Below are 20,322 nucleotides of genomic sequence, written 5' to 3'. Positions count from 1 at the left end.
AGTATTATTTACCTATGTTAAATCTAATGTATGTCATTATTTCCCACTCAGATCCGTTAGGAAATCCAACCGGACTAAGTACCGGGTCTGCATTAAACGAACCAATTGGCGTTGCATTAGGAGAGTATCTCGGTGAAAATTCATTCAAAGATCTCCATATTCCTCGTATACCGATTTGTGTTGTCGGTAAAATAAACCACTCTGGCTTACTTAAGGTAGTAGACATATCCAGCATGGTTTGCAGAGGGAATGTTAAGTTAAAATCTCTGTGATAATCATAAGGCCCCCAATCGTTGACTTTAACATCTGCTTTAATCCAATAATTCTTATACCTTACATCTAAATTTGCTCCAAATCTGTCGGTGACCAGCCTCTCAGAATCACCTCGGGCCTGACCGTTACCATAATAAAATGTTCCTACCAAACGGATATCCGGACTTAGCTTGGAAACAATTTTAGCATGTGCCTCCCAAAGATCTTCTGCTGGTACAGAATTGGTAAAAGCAAAAAACTCACGCGTATCTAAAAAACCAATGTGAGCATCCATCGCAGTAGGCAAGTGCCTAAAGACAAAACCGGCACTCATAGCAAATTCTGCATCTTCAGTCCTGTTGTTATCCCAATCATACATATAGGTTCCTGGAGTAGGGTCATAAGTAAACAGAATTTCTGCAGCGGTGGTTTCTCGGTTCCATCTTACGGCAAATGGGTCATCAATTACATTCCTTAATCGTCCTGGTGCATCCACGTTATTTGGCATAGGATCTACCAAAGGCTTTTGCCATAAAAAGTTAGGAGCAATTTGCCACTTGCCTACATTATAAGTAAAACCAGATAAGAAATTAGATTGGTTACCGCTCCCATTATCTTTGAGTTTCCAGCCTGTAAATGTTAAGGTTGGATCTGCTCCTCCGTCAGCTACAATTCCCTTAACAGAACCCTGAGCATACCAGTTGAATTTTCCGCCGGCATAAGTTATTTTGGCTTTCCCACCCCAGTTGTCATCAGAGTTAACTTTATCTACAACTATGTTACCGTTATCATCTACATCCTGATAAGTACTTCCATTAAGCGGGCTTCCTGCCCAGATTCCACCGAGGCTTAACCCAAATTTACCGAAATCTCTTTCCAGAGCCAGGGTAGCTCTTTCTTGTGGCCATGGCGGAATCACACCACTACGCACTTGATTTTGATCTAATACCCGACGTCCATTTTCATCAAATTCTAATTCGGTTTCTAAATCTCTATGGTATATCCCAGTAACATCCCAATTTTTAATTGTTTTGCTGTATTTATAAAGCATCGTTGGATTTGTACCCCACCACAATTGCGGTCCAATAGCCGCTTTTAGACCCTCTAAACTTCCTTTGGCGTCAATCTCAATTCCTGAAATTACACCTCCGTAAATATCCAGGTTTGGGCCATAATTAGCTTCTGGATAAAGCCCAAAAAAGTCACCTTCGTAACCCCAGTGGTAATGACCTGTTCTATAAAACCCTCTTAAATCGAATAATTCATTATTCCATTCAAATTCTGCCTGATATACCTGCAAATTATTACTGTCCTGAATGATTACTTCACCATCCGGAGTTGTAACAGTTATGGGTCTGACTCTATTTTCATAAAAGATTTCATTAATAGGGTTTTCAGCAACATCACTTACAAAGTTAAAATCAACATTGAACCTTACATTTGCAGCTGGTTTACCACCCACTCCTATGAAATATGATTGCATCTGATCGAACCCAAGCTGGTTCGGATATGAATTGCTATTTGGATCTGGATTATCTGGTGTTGTGATCAGGCTGCCTCCCGTATAAAAAGTAGACAAATGAGCCGCTAGTCTGCTAATCCCGACTTTTTCTGAATCTCCGCCGCCCAGAGCTGCTTTATCTCCTCTTGCCTTTAGAACGGCCTCCATAAGTGAAATATTATCGAAATAGTTATCGACAAATGCCAAACTGATACCTTCAGCGTAAGGATCTAATTTATGAACTTCTTTTAAGGCATAATAGGATGCTCTGGGATATAAATCATAAAGACCTCTTGCATTTGTAGGTCCTTTTGCGCAAACTCCAAACCACTCTTCATTCATATTGTTTTTGCCCTCTACAAAATCTCTGTCATACCCACCATTAGACCATGATGCATTGCTATCATGAACATCTAAGTTTTCAGTTTGGCCATATTTCCACCAGCCATCGCTAAACTGAAATGTAAATCCACCTATCGAGTTTTCAGCAAGACCAAGACCTGCAGCATTTTCGTAAATGTCTTTCCAGTTATTGACCATATAGTAAGCCTGAGACTTTTGGTCTTCCTGCATTTCTATCGCATTAAAGGCATCGGCACCAAACTCTGTAAACAGGATAGGTTTACCATACACTTCTTTAACTTTTTGAAAAGCATCTCCAAATGACTTACCCCTGTACATGTTGGTTCCATAAATATCAACATCCGGACACTCTTCTGCGATAATATCTAAAAACAAAACATCTCCATTACAAATAGCAACAGGCACCGAATCAGTTATGGACTTAATTTTCTTGGTGGCTTCATTCATCAATCGATACATCGGTCTGCCTCGATTTTCTCCTATAGCATTAATCTGATCATCCTCATCAGGGAAATCTTCGGTATCGGCCCCTGCCCAAAACAATCCATAGTTATTCTCATTTCCTAAAAGGAAAAGCAAAAGACCCGGAGTTCCTTTGTAATCTTCAGCCAATTCGGTTACCTCAGATAGAAGTAGTTCTTGTGTAGCTGTATCATCATATTTTGTGACAGGTGTCCAAACACCATCTATAGTTAGTCCGTACCGACCAAAAGAATGATTCAACATGGTATAGATACCATAATTTTCATAAATATAGGTAATCCATTTAGGCTGAATACCCGTATAAAGTCGAATCGTATTAACACCCATATTTTTAAGAAGACCCATTTCAGCATCTAATGCTGCTTTAATGATGTCATCAGGCTGTTCCCAAAGACTATAACTGAAATTAGTTCCTCTTGGAAAATAATCCCAATTCATGCCATTTACCATAAAATCCCTGCCATCTACCTGAAGCTTCGTCCCTTCCTCGTTGGATATGACTTTTACATCATGGCCTTGCGAAAAGCCCACAGAGGCTATGAGTAAATACACGATTGCAAAAAGAATTTTTTTCATGTTAAAGAATTTAAGTAATCAATCTTATAAACTTAAAGGATTGATTTAAGAATTCTTTAAAAAATTACACTACAAAAAATATACATCTCAAAAAATATTCAGGTTTTTAAAGAAATTCTCAAAGAACCAGTAAAACCCTTGAATTAAGTCGTTTGAGCAAAATAGAAATACCGATTTTAAGGGTTAAGCCTTAGTTTTGTATAGCTAATGTTTGGTTTAAAAAGCCAATTGTAGAGGTCGTATTGAATATTGATTTCTTTGATATTTGTGAATTCATCCTAAACTTTTTATTTTTTCGCAATCGTTATCGGTTAGCAGACTTTTTAAGATTTAATACAATTCATGACAAAATCCAAGGCTCACTTCCTTGGATTTTGTCATGATTAATTTGAAAGTAGTTTAACTCTGACAATTTGCAGCGTATCAACAACAAAATTATCAGATTCAGCAATAAGATTTATAGTTGAAATTCACCGGAAAGTTGAGCCTGAGAATCTTCTCCGACAAAAACCTGAAAGCTTCCTTCCTCTACTGTAAATTTCCCATTATTATCGTAAAACCCTAAATCTTTATCTGTTAACTGAAATGTGATTTTCCGGCTTTCTCCAGCTTCTAATTCGGCCTGCTCAAAACTTTTGAGTTCTCTTACAGGTCTCGTTACACTGGCATACTCATCTCTGATGTACAATTGGACAGTAGATTTACCTTTTCGCTTCCCTGTGTTGGTCAGGCTTACAGATACAGTTACAGTACCATCGTCTGCATAGGTGTTTTCAACAGTTAAGTCTTTTAAGTCAAAAGTCGTATAACTTAATCCGTAACCGAAAGGGTATAAAGGTGAGTTTTTCTCATCTGTATAATGCGACCAGAACACTTCTCCTGGAGATGGAAGGAAAGGCCTTCCTGTTGATTTTTGATTATAATAAATTGGCACCTGCCCTACATGACGTGGAAATGACATCGGTAATTTCCCACTTGGGTTATAATCACCATAAAGTACTTCTGCGATAGCATTACCGCTTTCAGTACCAAGTTGCCAGGCTTCAACAATAGCTGGAATATGTTCATCTGCCCAGGGCAGAGCAAGCGGCCTTCCATTCTGTAAAACCAATACTATATTTTTATTGACTTTGTAAACTTCTTCCAAGAGTTCCTGCTGAACCCCTGGCAAATCAATTCTGGTTCTGCTTCGCCCTTCACCACTTTGTAAACCGTGTTCACCTAAAACCATAATCACAACATGTGCTGATTTTGCAGTTGAAACAGCTTCTGCAAAACCACTTTTATCAGTCGTATTTATATTGAGTTCCTGAGTAAAAGAGGTTTCCCCGGTTACCACATCAGCACCTTTTGAATATGAGTAGGTGTTTTGATCATACTTTTCTAAACCTTCAAGTACAGTAACTGCCGTCTCTTCATCGGCTCCGATTCTCCAACTTCCAAGTGGGGACGTCTTATCGTTGGCTAAAGCTCCAATGACGGCAATACGTTGACCGGAGGATTTTAAAGGAAGCAACTCATTTTTATTTTTAAGCAAAACAATCGACTTTTTAGCCATGTCACGCACACCTTCTCTAAATTTTGCGTTATACAAGGTTTCTTTCTCTCGTTCTTCTGAACAGTATTTATAAGGATCCTCAAATAAACCAAGTTCAAATTTGACTTTTAAAATACGTCTCACAGAATCATCGATTAATTTCTCTTCGACTTCACCATCTTCAACTAAGGCTTTGAGCTCTTCTATATAATGGTAAGACTCCATATCCATATCAGATCCGGCAATAACAGCTTGTTTGGCAGCAGCTCGTCCATCTTTGACAAATCCGTGAGCCACCATTTCGCCTGCAGAATCCCAATCTGTAACCACAAAGCCGTTAAAATCCCATTTGTCCTTAAGTATATCTCTCAAAAGAAACTCATCTCCCGTGGCAGGAATGCCATTAAGGACATTGAAAGCACTCATAAAGGTTTTGACATCAGCCTCTATTGAAGCTCTAAACGGAGGAAAAACGACATTGTAAAGCGTTGACGTTCCTATATCTACTGTATTATATTCTCTGCCTGCTTCTGCAAACCCGTAGGCTGCAAAATGTTTGGCTGTAGCCGCAACTGTATGAGTAGCTGATAAATCATCCCCTTGAAAACCGTTAACTCTGGCTTTGGCGATTTGGCTGCCGAGGTAAGGATCTTCACCAGCACCTTCCATTACACGACCCCATCGGGCGTCTCTTGAAATATCTACCATAGGTGCAAAGGTCCAGTTTATTCCAGCTGCAGAAGCTTCTTCTGCCGCAATTTCGGCAGAGCGCTTCATAGCTTCAAGATCCCAACTCGCAGCTTCTGCAAGAGGAATTGGGCTAATGGTTTTATAGCCGTGTATAACATCGAACCCAAATATAAGCGGAATGCCAAGTCTGGATTCTTCTACAGCAATTTTTTGAACAGCTCTTACATTTTCAACTCCATGAACATTCAGCATGGAACCAACCAAACCATTCTTAATGTGTTCTAATTTATTAGCTGCCCTGCCTTTATCGGGCTGAGGACCTGTAAAATCCATAAACCCGCTATATTGATTCATCTGACCGATTTTTTCTTCCAAAGTCATTTTAGAAAGGAGTTCTTCCACTTTTTGATCAATATTTGATTCGTTAGTTGTATTGTTTGAGGGAGGATTTTGCTGACATCCCATAAGGAGGACACCAACAAGACCGAATAAAATTGATTTCATGTATCTGTTTTTCTAATATTAATAATTTTCTGTTATGGATTAATATGTGAATATAAAATTTTCGAGATAATCCCATCAACAAAAATAAAATGCATAAACGATTAAACTCATATATTTCATTAGAAATATATGAGTTTAATCGTTAGCAAGTTGGTTACGGCTATTCAGAAGTGATTATAAACCACCACTCTAATTCACCACTCCCGTCAAGGGTGCTCAGAACGAGCTCATTAGGTACAGACCAGTCGAATACTCTGTAGTTATGAGAACCACCAGCATAATAACCTATAAATCCGTTTCCAGACAGGCTGATAGTTTCTACACCTCCTGGTCCGATCAGGTTCCAGGTTGATTGAAAATCGTTATAGGGATAATTTAAAATATCATCACCTACCTGTTCTCCACCAGAGCCGCCTAATTGATCTATTAAACCAGCACGACCAAACACAGTTCCCGTTGGATCAGTTCCGTCGGCATCATTGTTAGCATTAGTAATGAACGTAAACGTTCCATCCTCACTGAAGATGTATCTATCATCATACATACCTACACCCGCTTTTTCATTAGGTCCGGCACCATACCACTCTGCTGGAATGGTTCCTCCGGGAGGGCCTACGCCAAAATGCCCGGCTTGACTTGATTTAATTCTCCAGGTTTTGGTACCATCACCGATCAGCTTGTTTACTAATTCTGGTGGTGGAGCATAGGTGGCTAAGACCTCAACTTCAATTGTTTTTGAGGAGGTGGCCCCAGCAGTGCCATAAGCAACAGCTGTCACAGTATACGTGTTGACACCTAAATCTGAAAATATAAAAGAGGTGGTTCCTGAGGCCTCTGTTTTTTTATTAGAGTTATAGATAAAGCTATAGGAAATAGCATTATCTGCTGTTGCAGTAAATGTAACAACTCCTGTACCGTCCCCATTAGGATTGGCATCATCTGCCCCTACTATATCAGCAGTTATTGATAAATTTGAAGGGGCAACAATTTCTCCAAACTGTTGGTCATCATCCTGGCAACTCATGAAGATAAGTGCCAAAAAGCTGAACATAATATGTTTATAATTTTTCATTTAACAAGTATTTTAGTTATAAAAGTAAAAGTTATCAATATATACGGTATCATCAGCGTCTCCTGCAACCAAATTATCAAAAATAAGTTGGGTTACCTGAGACTTATCCATATTAAAATCAGATAAAAGAATATCTACACTCACCCACTGTCCAAGACTAACATCTCCAACTGATTCTAAATCTTCTTGAACAGGGTCTAAGGCTGTGTTGACCAATTTGAGTCCTATACTCGCAGCATTAGGAGTCCAATAATCAAAATGAACATGCGTCATTCCTGTTAAATCAGTAGGATTACCATAATCTGTAACAATACCTAAGAAGTCAAAATTAGTGAATAACATAGCACTATTACCTGATACAGAAACTTCCTCGTAACTTGAACCAGACCAAGAAGTTGGTAATTCGGTAACCGTAATAGAAGTATACGCATCACTATAAATTGAAATTACATTAGCAGCATCATGTGATGGTGCTGGAGCAGCAACTGTAGGTTGCTGAGGGATTTCTTTGTAAAAATAAAGGTTATCTATGTACACTGTTGCTCTATTGCCCAGCGCATCAAATAAGAGCTGAGTAACATTGGAACGATCCATATTATAGTCATTAAGCGGGATATCGACACTCACCCACTCGCCTTGAATTGGTGTTCCAATATTTGCAATATCTTCCTGAGCTGGATCTGTTGTCGTGTTTACCATTTTAAAACCTAAACTCGCAGCATCTGGAGTCCAGTAATCGAAATGAACATAATCCATATTTGATAAGTCGGTAGCGTTTCCATAATCTGTAACAATACCTGTAAATGCAAGATTTGAATACTTAACAGTGTTATTTCCTTCTAACTGTATTTCTTCAAAGTCTGTATCAGACCACTCCGTTGGAAATTCATTTACAGTAATTGGGTCATACGAATCGCTGTAAATCGAAATAACAGCTTGAGATGGCTGAGTAGGCTCAGGAGCTGAAACAGTAGGTTCTAATATTTCTGTGACTGCAAAATTCTCTTCAACATAAGTTGTTGTTTGAGCTGCTGCACCTGCCACAGTAACAACAATATCATAAAAGCCTGGGTTTTGATAGGTATATGATACTGTAGAGCCTATGTCGCCTGAAACAACAGAATCAACTCCATCTTCACCAAAATCGACTTCAAAAGTAGTAGCAAAATCTGCTTCTGCAGTAACATTAACGGTATTAGAAATAACGCCATCATTTTCAACTGTAATATCCAAATTCTCTGGAGGGTTAAAAGAGACGACCAAAGGCTTTGTAGCCTGACTCATTTCTTTAGCAAAATTTAAAGCAAAAACTTCCACATCATAATTGCCTTCGGCATAGGTATGAGTAAATGATCCTCCACTAGCAATTGTATCAGAGAGTTCACTTCCATCCCCAAAGTTCATAAAAAACTCATTAGCATTTTGTCCTGTTGGAGTAAAAGTAACTTCGCCTGAGTTATCCTGTGTCATGCTAATTGAAGCATCAATATTGCTTGGCTCTGCAAGGTTAACTGTCGTTAAACCTTCATCTTCAGTACAACTAATCATGCTTATAAATACAAGCATCAAAGCACTGATTCTTATCGTGTTCTTTAAATTCATAACTTTCATATTAATAGCCTGTGTTTTGTGACCAGTTCCCTTGAGAAAATTGTAATTCTTCCAGTGGAATTGGAAATACATTATTTTTTGGAGCTGTAAATCCATCGATAGCACTTTCAGCTCTTCCAGTTCTTACGAGATCGAAAAATCTATGACCTTCGCCAACTAATTCCAATCTGCGTTCTCTATAAATAGCATCTAGCAATTGTGAACCACTCTGACTGATGTCTATAAGACCTGCTCTATTACGAACTAGATTAACGTAGTCGAGCGCTAGGTCATCATTAATGTTACCGCGGTTTAAAGCTTCGGCAGCCATTAAAAGGACATCAGCATAGCGTATGGCTCTGTAATTATTGGGTTGCGTTAAATTGGTATCCCCCTGGTTGTCATTTTTTCTAGGAAGGTATTTTCTATTGTAATAACCCGTGTGCCCCGTTACCGGATCCTGATTACCAATATTATAGCTTGCCCCAGTTTCAGCGGCCCATTCATCTATATTAAGAATACTTACATCCCTTCTTAAATCGTTTACTCCAAAGTCATTGTAAACTTCTTCGGTAGGGAGATTAAATCCATATCCAGATTCAAAAACTGGACCTGCATACCCTCTTACACCGCTAAAACCAACGGCAACATTACCTTCACTACATTGCAGACATCCGAATCCAGCACCTTCCACTCCGGTGTATTGAATTTCGAATACAGACTCTGCGCTATTTTCTGCGCTGTATTCAAATAAGTTTTCATAATCTTCATCAGCTTCAGTGCCATAAAGGTGATACTGATTTGAATTAATTACCGCATTTAAATTTTCTGCCGCAGGAACAAATTCATTTTGAAATAGATGAACTTTACCTAATAAAGCGTGAGCGCTATAAACAGTAGCTCTTCCTGGTTCGCTTGGCACTTCCGATAAATTTGAAACCGCATTTCCTAAGTCGGTCTCGATATAAGTATAAACATCTTCTACTGAAGCTCTTGGCAAAGTTAATTCTTCCCCTAATTCGAAACGTCCTTCAGGTTTAATAGGAATTCCACCAAACCATTTTACAAGTTCAAAATTGAAGTAAGCACGTAAAAAATAAGCTTCAGCTAAGAGTTGATCTTTACCATCAAACTCGATATTGTCTTTATTTTCAATGATATAAGAAGCGCGATAAACCCCTGCAAAATTGAAATTCCAAACATCTCTTAAGTTTGAATTAATCGGTGTGTGAACCATACGGTCGATTTGTTGCCAACCGATAACATCTGTTGCACTCTCACCACCCGCATGTGTATTATCTGAAGCGATTTCACCTAATATCACATTGACATAAGTGGCTTGTAATAAATCGTAAGCACCAATTAAAGCATTTTCATAATCTTCCTGACTTTTGAAAAAACTTTCTGAAGTAACTTGATAAGGAGGATCTACTTCAACATAATCCGTACTACAGCTGCCCAGAATTTGAGCTGAAAGTGCCACGAGGATTACATATTTTATGTTTTTTATATATTTCATAATTCTAATCTTTTATAAATTTACGTTTAAGCCTAAAGTATATGTTCTAGGAGATGGATAAAATCCTAAGTCAATACCACTACCTATTGGAGCTCCAGTGGAAGCCGCTGGGTCATAGCCAGAATATTCAGTGAATGTGAATACGTTATCTACTTTTGCATATAATCTAAAGCTATTCACGCCAATACTTTCCAAAAGGTTTTCCGGAAGAGTGTAACCAAGACTTATGGTTTGTACTCTTAAAAATGAACCGTCCTCTACATAGAAATCTGAAAACGCTGCATTTGCAGTTGGATCAACAGTGACTCTTGGAACTGAATTACTAGTTCCAGGACCTGTCCATCGCTCTAAGTTGTAACTCAATCTATTCACGTTAGGTTGATTTCTTTCATAATTTCTTACAATGTCATTCCCTAAGTTAGCAAATGAATATAACGAAAAGTCAAAACTTTTATAAGTCATGCTTAAATTGAAACCTCCAGTTACACTAGGGATAGGGTTTCCAATATCGGTTCTGTCATTTTCATCTATAACGCCATCTCCATTCAAGTCTTTGTAACGAATATCACCCGGACTTGCATCTGCACCCAAAGCTAATTGTGATGGGTGAGCGTCTACTTCAGCCTGTGATTGAAAAATGCCATCGCTTTCATAGCCATAAAAGTAACCGATAGGTTTGCCTACTTCCATACGAGCAGGAGCAGGTTGACCGATTCCAAAAGCACCTCCTTCTATAAAATCTGCACCGATTACGTTAGTCACTTCGTTATCTAATGTAGATATATTGAAGTTGACATTAAAACTAAAATCGTCATTCACGACTTTCTTATAATCTAATGTAACTTCTAAACCTGAATTCCTAACAGAACCAGCATTTTTAGTAGGACCTGACGCACCAGGCGCTGCAATACCGAAAATTCCGGAAACAGGTATATTTCCAATCAATAAGTCCTCACGGTTATTCACAAAGTAATCTACCGTTAAGCCCACTTGATTATCAAAAAATCTTGAGTCCAAACCAATATTAAAACGTCGGGCTTCTTCCCACTTAACTTCTGGGTTTGCTAGTGGCCCAAGAGCCTGTCCCTGAATAAGGCTGCCATCCACTGCAGAAACATAGGTGGCTTCTCCACTAAGTACAGACAGGTATAAAAAGTCTCCAATTCTATCATTCCCCAATACACCATAACTTGAACGTATTTTGAAGAAATCTACAAAATTATTTTCTGGAAAGAAGTCTTCTTCTGAAGCTACCCAACCTGCTGATGCAGACGGGAAGTAACCTGTTCTGTTTTCAGGTCCAAATCGAGTGGAAGAATCACTTCTGATTAATGCAGAAAGTAAATATTTATCATCGTAATCGTATTGAAGTCTTGAGAAGTAAGACAAACGTCTGACATCATAGGCGTAGGACGTAGCCGTGTTTTGGTCACCAGTACCAGTCGCAGTTCCTAAATCCGCAAACTCGATACTATTAGCCGGCACACCTGTACTTGAGCCAAATAATCCTTCACCAAACTGCTTATATACAGTCATACCTACCATAAACTTAACATCATGTTTATCACCAAAGGTATTTTCATAGGTATTAAACAAATCGAAGGTAAAGTCGCTATCGTAAATTTTACCTAGCGTAACTGAATTGTTAGGAAGGTTAAACACTTTATTTGGACCATATATAAATTCTGGCGCAAAATCTCTATTTCTTGTGTTGGTTGAGTTGAACCCTAGCCGACCTTCTAAATTAAAGTTCTCCAGATAGTCAATACTTAATTTCACATTACCACTTAACCTGTCACTTATAGTTTTACTGTAGGTATTTCTTATTTGTGGCAGCGGGTTGATAACTTCATTTCCTAAATTGATTTGTCCAGTTATATCATCCAAACTCGGATCTATTGTTGGTGCAATATTGATCGCGTTAAATAAAACTGAACCTAAACCAAAGCTATTTAAGTTATTGGATTCGGTGTGGTTATAAAAAACATTTGTCGTAAGGTCTATATTTTCTCTAAGTTCAGCATTAAGATTTAATCTTGCTGTACTTCTACTAAATTTTGATTTTGAACCACCAACTATACCTTCCTGCTCAAGCAATGAAGCACTGGCTGCATAAGTCACTTTCTCTGAACCTCCTGTAACGGATAAACTGTGGTTAGTAATTGGAGCAACTTCAAAAACCTCATCCTGCCAGTCGGTTCCTTCACCTAATTGTGCTAAGTTCTGGATTGGAGAAACCTGGCCAGCGTTTGAATAGCTTTCATTAAGTAACAGACCATATTCGGTTGCATTTAATAGAGGCAATTTACGGGTGGTTTCCTGAAGACCATAGTAAGTTTTGTATTCAATTTGTGCTTTTTGGTTAATCTCACCACTTTTTGTAGTAATTAAGATAACACCGTTAGACCCTGTTGCACCATATATGGCAGCTTCAGCATCTTTAAGAATAGTAAACGATTCAATGTCGTTTGGATTGATGGAATTCAAACCACCTTCATACTGAAAACCGTTTAAGATGATAAGAGGTCTGTTATCACCGTTTGTGGATACACCTCTGATACGAATATTAACCTGTGCCCCTGGGGTTCCAGATTGAGGCGTGACATTGATACCTGCTACAGTACCCTGAAGCGCCTGACCAACATTAGTTGGTTCTAAATCATCAATGGATTGAGCATCTACTGTAGATACAGCACCTGTTAGTTTTCTTCTACTACTAGAACCATAACCGATGACGACTACGTCATCCAGGGCTTGTGTGTCCGACTTCAGTTTAATATTGAAATCTGAAGTTTCAGCTACATTGATTTTCTTAGTCTGGAAACCCAGGTATGAAAAAACCAAGGTGGCATCACTAGGAACAGAGGAAATGGAATAATTACCATCAAAATCTGTGGTTGTTCCCCTAGTTGTTCCTTCAATAATCACATTTACACCAAGCAGAGGCATGCCAGATTGTTCATCTGTTACACTTCCTTCGATGTCTAGTTCTTGTGCATACGTCCACATGGATAATAAACACATCGTCGCTATTAAAAAGTTTTTAACCATATCTATAAATTGTTTAATGTAAATCTAATGTTAAGATAATCTCTTTGGGATAATTTTTGGTTACAAAAAAACTACATCGCAAAAAACACCCTATATAAACTGCGTTTTTTTCTATGAATCTATTGTTTTCATTAGGCTTAAGGCATTTGTTAAAATATTAAACTTAATCGTTGTAGAAACCGTTAAAATCAGTGTTTGTATAGTTAATGTTTGGTTTTTTAAGGGTAATGTATTGGTGTTAAATTTCTAAAATATAATCTGTTAAGCCGATTTCTCTCGGCAAGTCCATTTTTTTACGCAAACGATATCGTTTCACTTCTACGCTCTTGGTAGATATATTAAAAAGGGGAGCAATTTCTTTCGAGGATAGATTAAGACGGAGGTAGGCGCAAAGACGAAGATCATTAGGTGTTAAAGAAGGATGCTTAGATTTCATTGTTTTTAGGAAATCCTTATCTGAATTATTGAACGCTTCTTCAAACATTTTCCAGTCATCAGTGTTATTGATATTTTTATCGATAATTTTAATCACCTTTTTAGCATTAGGCGATAGTGGCTTTGACTGTTGGAGTTGGTCTTTTATAATTCCAAGAAACTCGTTTTTCTTAATCAAACTCATCGTGGACGCGGCCAATTCACGGCTTTTACTTTCTATGTCCTGTTTGAGCTGATCGTTTTTGACCTGCATAATTTCTTGCTGACTTTCTAATTGTTTTAATTCAATTTCTCTGTTTGCCTGATACTGCAACTCTAGTTTTTGCTTTTTGTAGTACCTCTGATAGACTTTATGAATGATGAAAAAAAGAAGGGTCAACAGAATTAGATAAACCAATAGCATGATATTGGAAAAAACGAAAGGCCGATTGATGGTAAATTTATAGGATTTAGTCTCAGTTTGGTAACGCTCTCCAATTCGAGCTCTCACCTGAAACTCATAATCTCCAAAAGGGAGGTTGTTATATGCCACCTCATGCTTTTCATCCCAGGAAGACCATTCTTCGATAAATCCTTTAAGCCTGTACTGATACTCAGATATAAAGTACTTTTCAAAATAAGGCACACTGAAGTTAAAATGAATATTGTTTGTTTTATTTTTTAATTCGTGTGAAGTCCCTAGGTCAAGAACAGATGCTTCCTTTCCTGTCTGCCAATATTTTACTGATGTGAGGTGTAAAGATTCATTTATGTTAGAATCCAAAAACTTTTCATAATCAATAACCACATAGCCTTGGGTAAGTCCCAACAGGTATCTATTATCACCGATGTGATTAATGTTTTCATAACCCACCATAGCCCCTCTAATATCCGAAGTGATCGGTATAGATGCTAATCTAAAGGAATTATTTATTTTTCCCTGAAGTGTAAAGTCTATACTGTTTTTATTAAAACTCCATAGACCAATCTCACCACTAGTCGTTGAAAGTTTACCGGAAGTGTAGACATTTTCAGAATACAAACGACTCAGAAAATCATCTTTTAAGAATTCATTTTGTTTAGAATCAAACCTCCAGACTCCTTTTTTTTGAGCGTAGTAAATAGTGTCTTTGAATTTAACTAAACTGGAATAGAGGCCTTTATCCAGCTTTTTAATTTGGTATACCGTATCCACTTCAGTAAAACTACTATTAACTAAAAGTCTGTAAACTCCTTTGTATTCATGATCGATTAAAATTTCATTTGAAGAAGAAAATTCAACAAATTTTGAAGACAAATCGAAATTATCTAATCGGTTTCTAAATACCCAGCCTTCATTAGTTTTCTTAAGCACACTGAGTCCGTTATAGTTTCCCTGTAAAAGGAGGTCTGGTTGCTCTGGAATAGTTTTGAAACACCAGGTGCCAAGTAAATCTGAAATCTGTCTGAATTCATCTTCAGAAAAAATAAAGGAACCATTATTATGGCCACATAGTAAATAACCGTTTGCTTCTCGAAGTGTCCACACCTGTCCTTTTGATCCTTCTACAAATTTGAAATCAGCTTTAGGATTATTTAATTGTCTGTGAAACAGCCCTTGGTTAGTTCCTATGAAAAGCTTTTCCTCAAAAACTAATGAAGCATAAATAGTTCCAAGTACTCCATTATCATCATTGAAAACAGAAATAGGTGAGTTAACATTTACACAGTTAATTCCATTGTCTAAGCCTAGCCAGACATTGGCGTCCTTGTCTTCAAAAACCGATAGAACAGTATTGTTGAATAAGGTTTCCTTTTCTGTGATTTGCTTTTGGATAGTTCCATTCGGATTGAGAAAAACAACACCTTCTGAAATAGTACCTAAAACAATACCATCGTTTTTGGACTGAAGGCTGGTGTAAACGGTAAAATCATCAATTTCATTAGATGAAGACGGCCATTTTTTTGGCTCTTTTTCCAAGGTGTAAATGCCCTTAGTGTCAGTTTGCACAAGAACATCTGTAGGATGAGTGTAAAGGTTTATAATAGCATTGTTTTTGAACACATCATGATCTGAAACCAAAGCAGGTTCACCTTCTTCTAATTTGAAGAGTCCTTTATCGACTATCTGAAAGTAAAGATCCCCACCTACCTTATAAATTTTTGTAATAGAGCCGTCGATGGTTATTTTCTTAAGCGACTTATTTTTGATATGATAAGTGTAAATATTATCCAGAGATTGAAAAATAATCCAGTTATCAAGATGTTCAATGTTCCAGAATTGCTCATCCGCACCAATGAAATCTATACTATCTTCGGAAAGTGAATGGTATTTCAACTTACCGCTTTGCTGCTTTTCCCAAAACCCAAATTCTCTATAACTCCCTGTATAGATTTTTTGATCATGAAAAAAAACAGAGCGTAAAATACTTTGATTAGGAGAAGGGTACTGATTCCAATGCTCACCGTCATACTCAAGCAATCCAATATTATTGGCGATATAAATATAGTTATTAAAGCCTTGTGTGATAGACCAGTTTTGGTTGTCTGCCTGATAGTCCTTTGGAGAGAACGTAAGCACAGGAGGAAGTTCCTGAGAATGACTTACAAGGGGTAAACTAAATACAACTGATAATAGTATAAGATAAGCTTTAAAACAATTCATTATAGCCCTTGTTTCTAGATATTTATATGTTGATATTTTTGTTAATTAAAACTACAACAAATATTGAACGTTACTATTAAAATGGAATAAAAACAATTGATTCAGCACTAAATTTTAAGAAGAAATCTATCATAAAAACTACACGCCAGTTTAAAAACGTATGGTCATTGTAAAGTTCATTAACCTGGAAATTAGTTCTAAATTAAATAGTAATTCAAGCATTAACTTTCATAGCAGACAAAAATGCAACTTAAATATCATGTCAAACTGAATAAAAAACGGATATATATGAACATTTAAATAAGTATGCTGTTAAGGTAAAAAAGTGAATCTTTAAAAATTGATTTCATCTACCAGCTCAGTCTCAACAGCAAACCAGATACGATTTCTTTGATATTTAGCAATGAAAATGTAACGACACTGTTAGGGTGTTTTTCAAAAGGAGACTACCTGATAATTACACCAGTAAATTAACATAAAACAAAACCATAGACCTTGACTTTTCAAATTCATCTCAGTTAACTGGAAAATAAGATAATATTAAAAATATAAAATTAAAAGGTTTAAAAACCAAACACTGTAGTAGCTGTATAGATCTAGAAACAGAAATCGATTGTGGAATTGATAATTATGTTAATTGGACATAACTTTTAAATATAATACTCTGTGCTAATCTTAATCCCAGATATCTTCAAGTTCTTCAAGCGTTTTGTTTTTGGTTTCAGGAATAAACTTATAGGTAAAGATTATAATTATAATTATAAATCCAATGAAAATGTAATAAGGTAAGGAACCATTCCAGAAATCGTTCATATTGGTTTCGCTTTCAGAAACCACAGGAAAAAATTGAGAGACCAAGTAATTGGAAGCCCATTGAGCGGCTACTGCAATAGACATCGCTGCACTTCGAATGCGATTCGGGAACATTTCAGATAATAAAACCCAGACTACAGGTCCCATAGACATGGCAAATGAGGCTATAAATAGCAACACTCCAATTAAAGATAAAAGTCCTACACTTTCCATTTGGAGTGTAATACCTAATAGGGCAAAGCCCACTATCATCCCAACACTGCCGATATACACTAAAGGTTTTCTTCCAAATTTATCTACAGAAAACATAGCGATGAAAGTAAATATCAAATTGATAAAAGCAAGCAGGATTTGCTGCTCCAAAACATCCTCTTTACCAAAGCCGAGAGCCTTTTCAAAAATATCTGACCCATAGTAAAGTACCGCATTAATCCCAGTGAATTGTTGTAACATAGAAAAAATGGTACCGATTAAAATAATACCAAGCACAGCTTTAGAGAAAAAGTTGATTTTAGGCTTTTCGGTATTTTGATCTATGGAATCCTGTATTTGAGTAGCTTCTTTTTTTGCTATATCTGATCCATGGATTTTGACAAGAGTTCCATAACCTTCCTCTGATCTGTTCATCAGGTAAAGCCAACGTGGACTTTTAGGAACAAAAAACAATAAGACAAGGAATAATACACTTGGAATAAGCTCCGACCAAAACATCCTTCTCCAGCCAAAAGCGATATTCTCTTCAATACTCAGGTTTTTTCCAATAAAATAAGTTGCTAAAAACACAAGAAAAAACCCTATAACTATAGCCAGCTGATAAAACGTGACTAAACTACCACGCTTATGAGATGGGGCAATTTCAGCAATATACATCGGGGCACTCATAGATGCAATACCGATGCCAAGACCCCCAAGAATTCTGAACATAACAAGAAGCGAAACAGATTCAGGCAGGAATGATGGAAGTCCGGATCCCCAGGCAGAAATTGTGAATAAAACGGCAGATATAATCAGAGAATTTTTACGACCAAATTTCATACTTAAATACCCGGCACTTATCGCTCCTACAAGGCAGCCTATGAGAGCTGAACCTACTACCCAGCCCTTCATAGCCGGGTCCAGGTCAAAATACTGACTTAAAAAATATTGAGCACCATTGATAACACCTGTATCATAACCAAACAAAAATCCACCAAGAGCAGACACAGAGGTTATAAGTAATAAAAAGGTCTTTGACTTCATGAGTTAACTTTTGTTGGGCAAATTAGAAAACATATTTTAAATAAGTGGCACTGAATAGAAAGATATTTATCTATTGATTTGATTTAGCTAAAATAAAAAAATCCTACCACTATATTCTTTATAGTAATAAGATTCTAAATATAAACTTTATTTGAATGATTTCTAGCTCTTTACCGATAGCTCTAGACGAAGATTTACATAAATCGAAATTTCTTCATTAACTTTAATCAATCCCATCATTTTAGTAGGCGTATCTAGATTAAAGTCTTCGATATTCAATTTTAAAACACTGGTATAGGTGACATCTTTGCCCTTTTCTAAAGTAACAGGCACAGGAAGTGATTTAGTTACACCTGCTATTGACACAGCTATTTTCGCCCTAAGATTTGACTTCTCAGGCATAATTTCAAAAACTTCAATACGAATGGCAGGAAATTGGCTTGTTTGTATAAGCTCCTCAAAATCATCGTTAATTCTTCTACCTCCACAGTCAAACGAAGCTGACTCTAAAGATAGATTCGCATCATCAAGCAACCAACCATTCTTGTGGTCTTGATAAGAAAGTGTGAAAATTTGTGGCTCAATAGGTTTTAGATAATTGCAGGTGAACTTATTTACATTTGATGTTCCTTTGATAAATAGGTGACTGCCTTCTTTAATCTTGACCTCAATCTTATTTTCATCATTTTTTTGAGAAAACATCGAGAGTAAGCTAAAAAGTAAAATATAAACTATTTTCATTCTCCTAAGTTAAAAAAGCTTGCCCTTTTAGAAAAGGGCAAGCTAAAAAAATTGGCTAATCTAAAAACTAATTACAGCTTCAAGCATAAGTCCGTCAAACTGTCCGTCTGCAAAAATACTTGCTGCGTTGAAGTCAGAGTAAGATTGATTGACATATTCTAACTTCGCTAGCACGTTTTTGGTCAAAAACCAACCAGCTCCAAGTTGTAATCTATCTACGCTGATATCTTGACCTGAAGAATGCTCTCCATCGACATAGCTATATCTGCCTCCTATATACACATCTTCATTGGCTCCAAATCTGTAAATTAAGTCTGCAGCATAGTGGTTATACGTTCTACTTGGAGGGTTAGGACCAAATCCTTTTCCTGTAGAGTTTTCGTATAGACCAAAGAACTCTAAGCCTTTGTGTTTTATAAAAGGGTTAATCATTATAGAAGTAACTTCAGTACCAAATCCAGGATTTACTCGTCCAGATCTAAAGTCACCAGAAGCAGATGCACCTTCTTCTTCCATTACAAAATAGTATCTAGACCCAGCTCTATCACCGTCATAAAGGAAATTTTTAGAAGATTCACTTGTCGTGTACAAAGAACCCGTCAATCTGAATCTTGTGTCTTCAGTAAGTTGTTTGTCGTAACCGAGTTTTGCAAGAAATACTGCTTTAGTATTTGTTTCTTCTACAGACTGATTGAGTTTACCATTAGTAACGCCAAGCATTGCTAACCATCCATTTTTTCTATAGTAACCTTCAAAACCAACTTCTGTTGTAAAAGAATCCATAAGGTAATTACCTATAAAAGGATTATACATCGCCATAGCATTATCTGTTCTTCTAAAGTGTGCATCACCATAGTTGATTTCCATGTGACCAAACTTGAAGGTTAAGTATTTCATGCTCTCAGCCATAAAGCCTTCTCCAACAAATTCAAGCTTATCAATCAACATATATCCACCTTTTACCCAGGCTTCAGGGTGGTGACGTGCAGATAAGTAGGTTCTTAAGTGCATACGTACACCGTCGTAAAGTGCTACATCAATGTCTAAATTCGCAGTTGCCAAGTTGAAGTTATCCCCTAAAGCAACTAAAGGTACAGCCCCGTTATTTTCATGGTCAATAGCTTGAAATTGTATGGTGGAAGCACCGCCCATTCTTACTTTAAGACCGTCAAAAGTAGATACTGTGTCTTTTGGTGCCTCAAAAACATTGATACCTCTTTGGTCTCTTGGCCTAAAGTTGTCTAAGTCTCGCTTTTGCGCAAAAGAGTTGAAAGAAAATGCCAGTGTAAGGCAAAATAATAAAGTAAATTTTAGAGTTTTCATAGTTAATAGT

Annotated in this window: 10 protein-coding genes; all 10 read right to left on the bottom strand. The window is 37.0% G+C overall.

Going from position 1 to position 20,322, the window contains the following annotated elements; translation table 11 throughout:
• Window positions 1-4: 4 nt before the first annotated feature.
• Window positions 5-3,175: a glycoside hydrolase 5 family protein gene (locus tag LB450_RS04020; RefSeq protein ID WP_224486569.1), complete on the bottom strand. Its 3,171-nt coding sequence runs from the start codon at window positions 3,173-3,175 to the stop codon at window positions 5-7.
• Between the two features lie 457 nt (window positions 3,176-3,632).
• The gene (bglX, locus tag LB450_RS04015) at window positions 3,633-5,906 is read right to left on the bottom strand and encodes a beta-glucosidase BglX (protein ID WP_322962591.1); all 2,274 of its coding nucleotides are present in this window, start codon (window positions 5,904-5,906) and stop codon (window positions 3,633-3,635) included.
• Window positions 5,907-6,066: 160 nt separating this feature from the next.
• Window positions 6,067-6,978: a fibronectin type III domain-containing protein gene (locus tag LB450_RS04010; RefSeq protein WP_224486568.1), complete on the bottom strand. Its 912-nt coding sequence runs from the start codon at window positions 6,976-6,978 to the stop codon at window positions 6,067-6,069.
• A gap of 12 nt (window positions 6,979-6,990) precedes the next feature.
• Window positions 6,991-8,580, bottom strand: coding sequence for a hypothetical protein (locus LB450_RS04005; protein ID WP_224486567.1), 1,590 nt, complete (start codon window positions 8,578-8,580; stop codon window positions 6,991-6,993).
• A 10-nt stretch (window positions 8,581-8,590) separates the two neighbouring features.
• On the bottom strand, window positions 8,591-10,087 hold the full coding sequence (locus LB450_RS04000) for a RagB/SusD family nutrient uptake outer membrane protein (protein ID WP_224486566.1): 1,497 nt from the start codon (window positions 10,085-10,087) through the stop codon (window positions 8,591-8,593).
• 12 nt (window positions 10,088-10,099) lie between these two features.
• Window positions 10,100-13,138, bottom strand: a complete 3,039-nt coding sequence (locus LB450_RS03995; RefSeq protein ID WP_224486565.1) for a SusC/RagA family TonB-linked outer membrane protein — start codon at window positions 13,136-13,138, stop codon at window positions 10,100-10,102.
• Between the two features lie 238 nt (window positions 13,139-13,376).
• Complete coding sequence (locus LB450_RS03990; protein ID WP_224486564.1) at window positions 13,377-16,196, bottom strand: helix-turn-helix and ligand-binding sensor domain-containing protein; 2,820 nt, start codon at window positions 16,194-16,196, stop codon at window positions 13,377-13,379.
• A gap of 675 nt (window positions 16,197-16,871) precedes the next feature.
• Entirely contained in the window at window positions 16,872-18,248 is a 1,377-nt protein-coding gene (locus tag LB450_RS03985) for a sugar porter family MFS transporter (protein WP_224486563.1), read from the bottom strand.
• Between the two features lie 162 nt (window positions 18,249-18,410).
• Window positions 18,411-18,989 (bottom strand): YceI family protein, encoded by a 579-nt coding sequence (locus LB450_RS03980; RefSeq protein ID WP_224486562.1) that lies wholly within the window; start codon window positions 18,987-18,989, stop codon window positions 18,411-18,413.
• Window positions 18,990-19,049: 60 nt separating this feature from the next.
• Window positions 19,050-20,312, bottom strand: a complete 1,263-nt coding sequence (locus LB450_RS03975; RefSeq protein ID WP_224486561.1) for a hypothetical protein — start codon at window positions 20,310-20,312, stop codon at window positions 19,050-19,052.
• Window positions 20,313-20,322 lie beyond the last annotated feature (10 nt).

The organism is Psychroflexus curvus (genome assembly GCF_020164585.1).
Taxonomy (GTDB): Bacteria; Bacteroidota; Bacteroidia; order Flavobacteriales; family Flavobacteriaceae; genus Psychroflexus; species Psychroflexus curvus.
The sequence above is the reverse complement of the archived record's forward strand: the minus strand, read 5'-3'. Positions and strand labels throughout refer to the sequence as shown.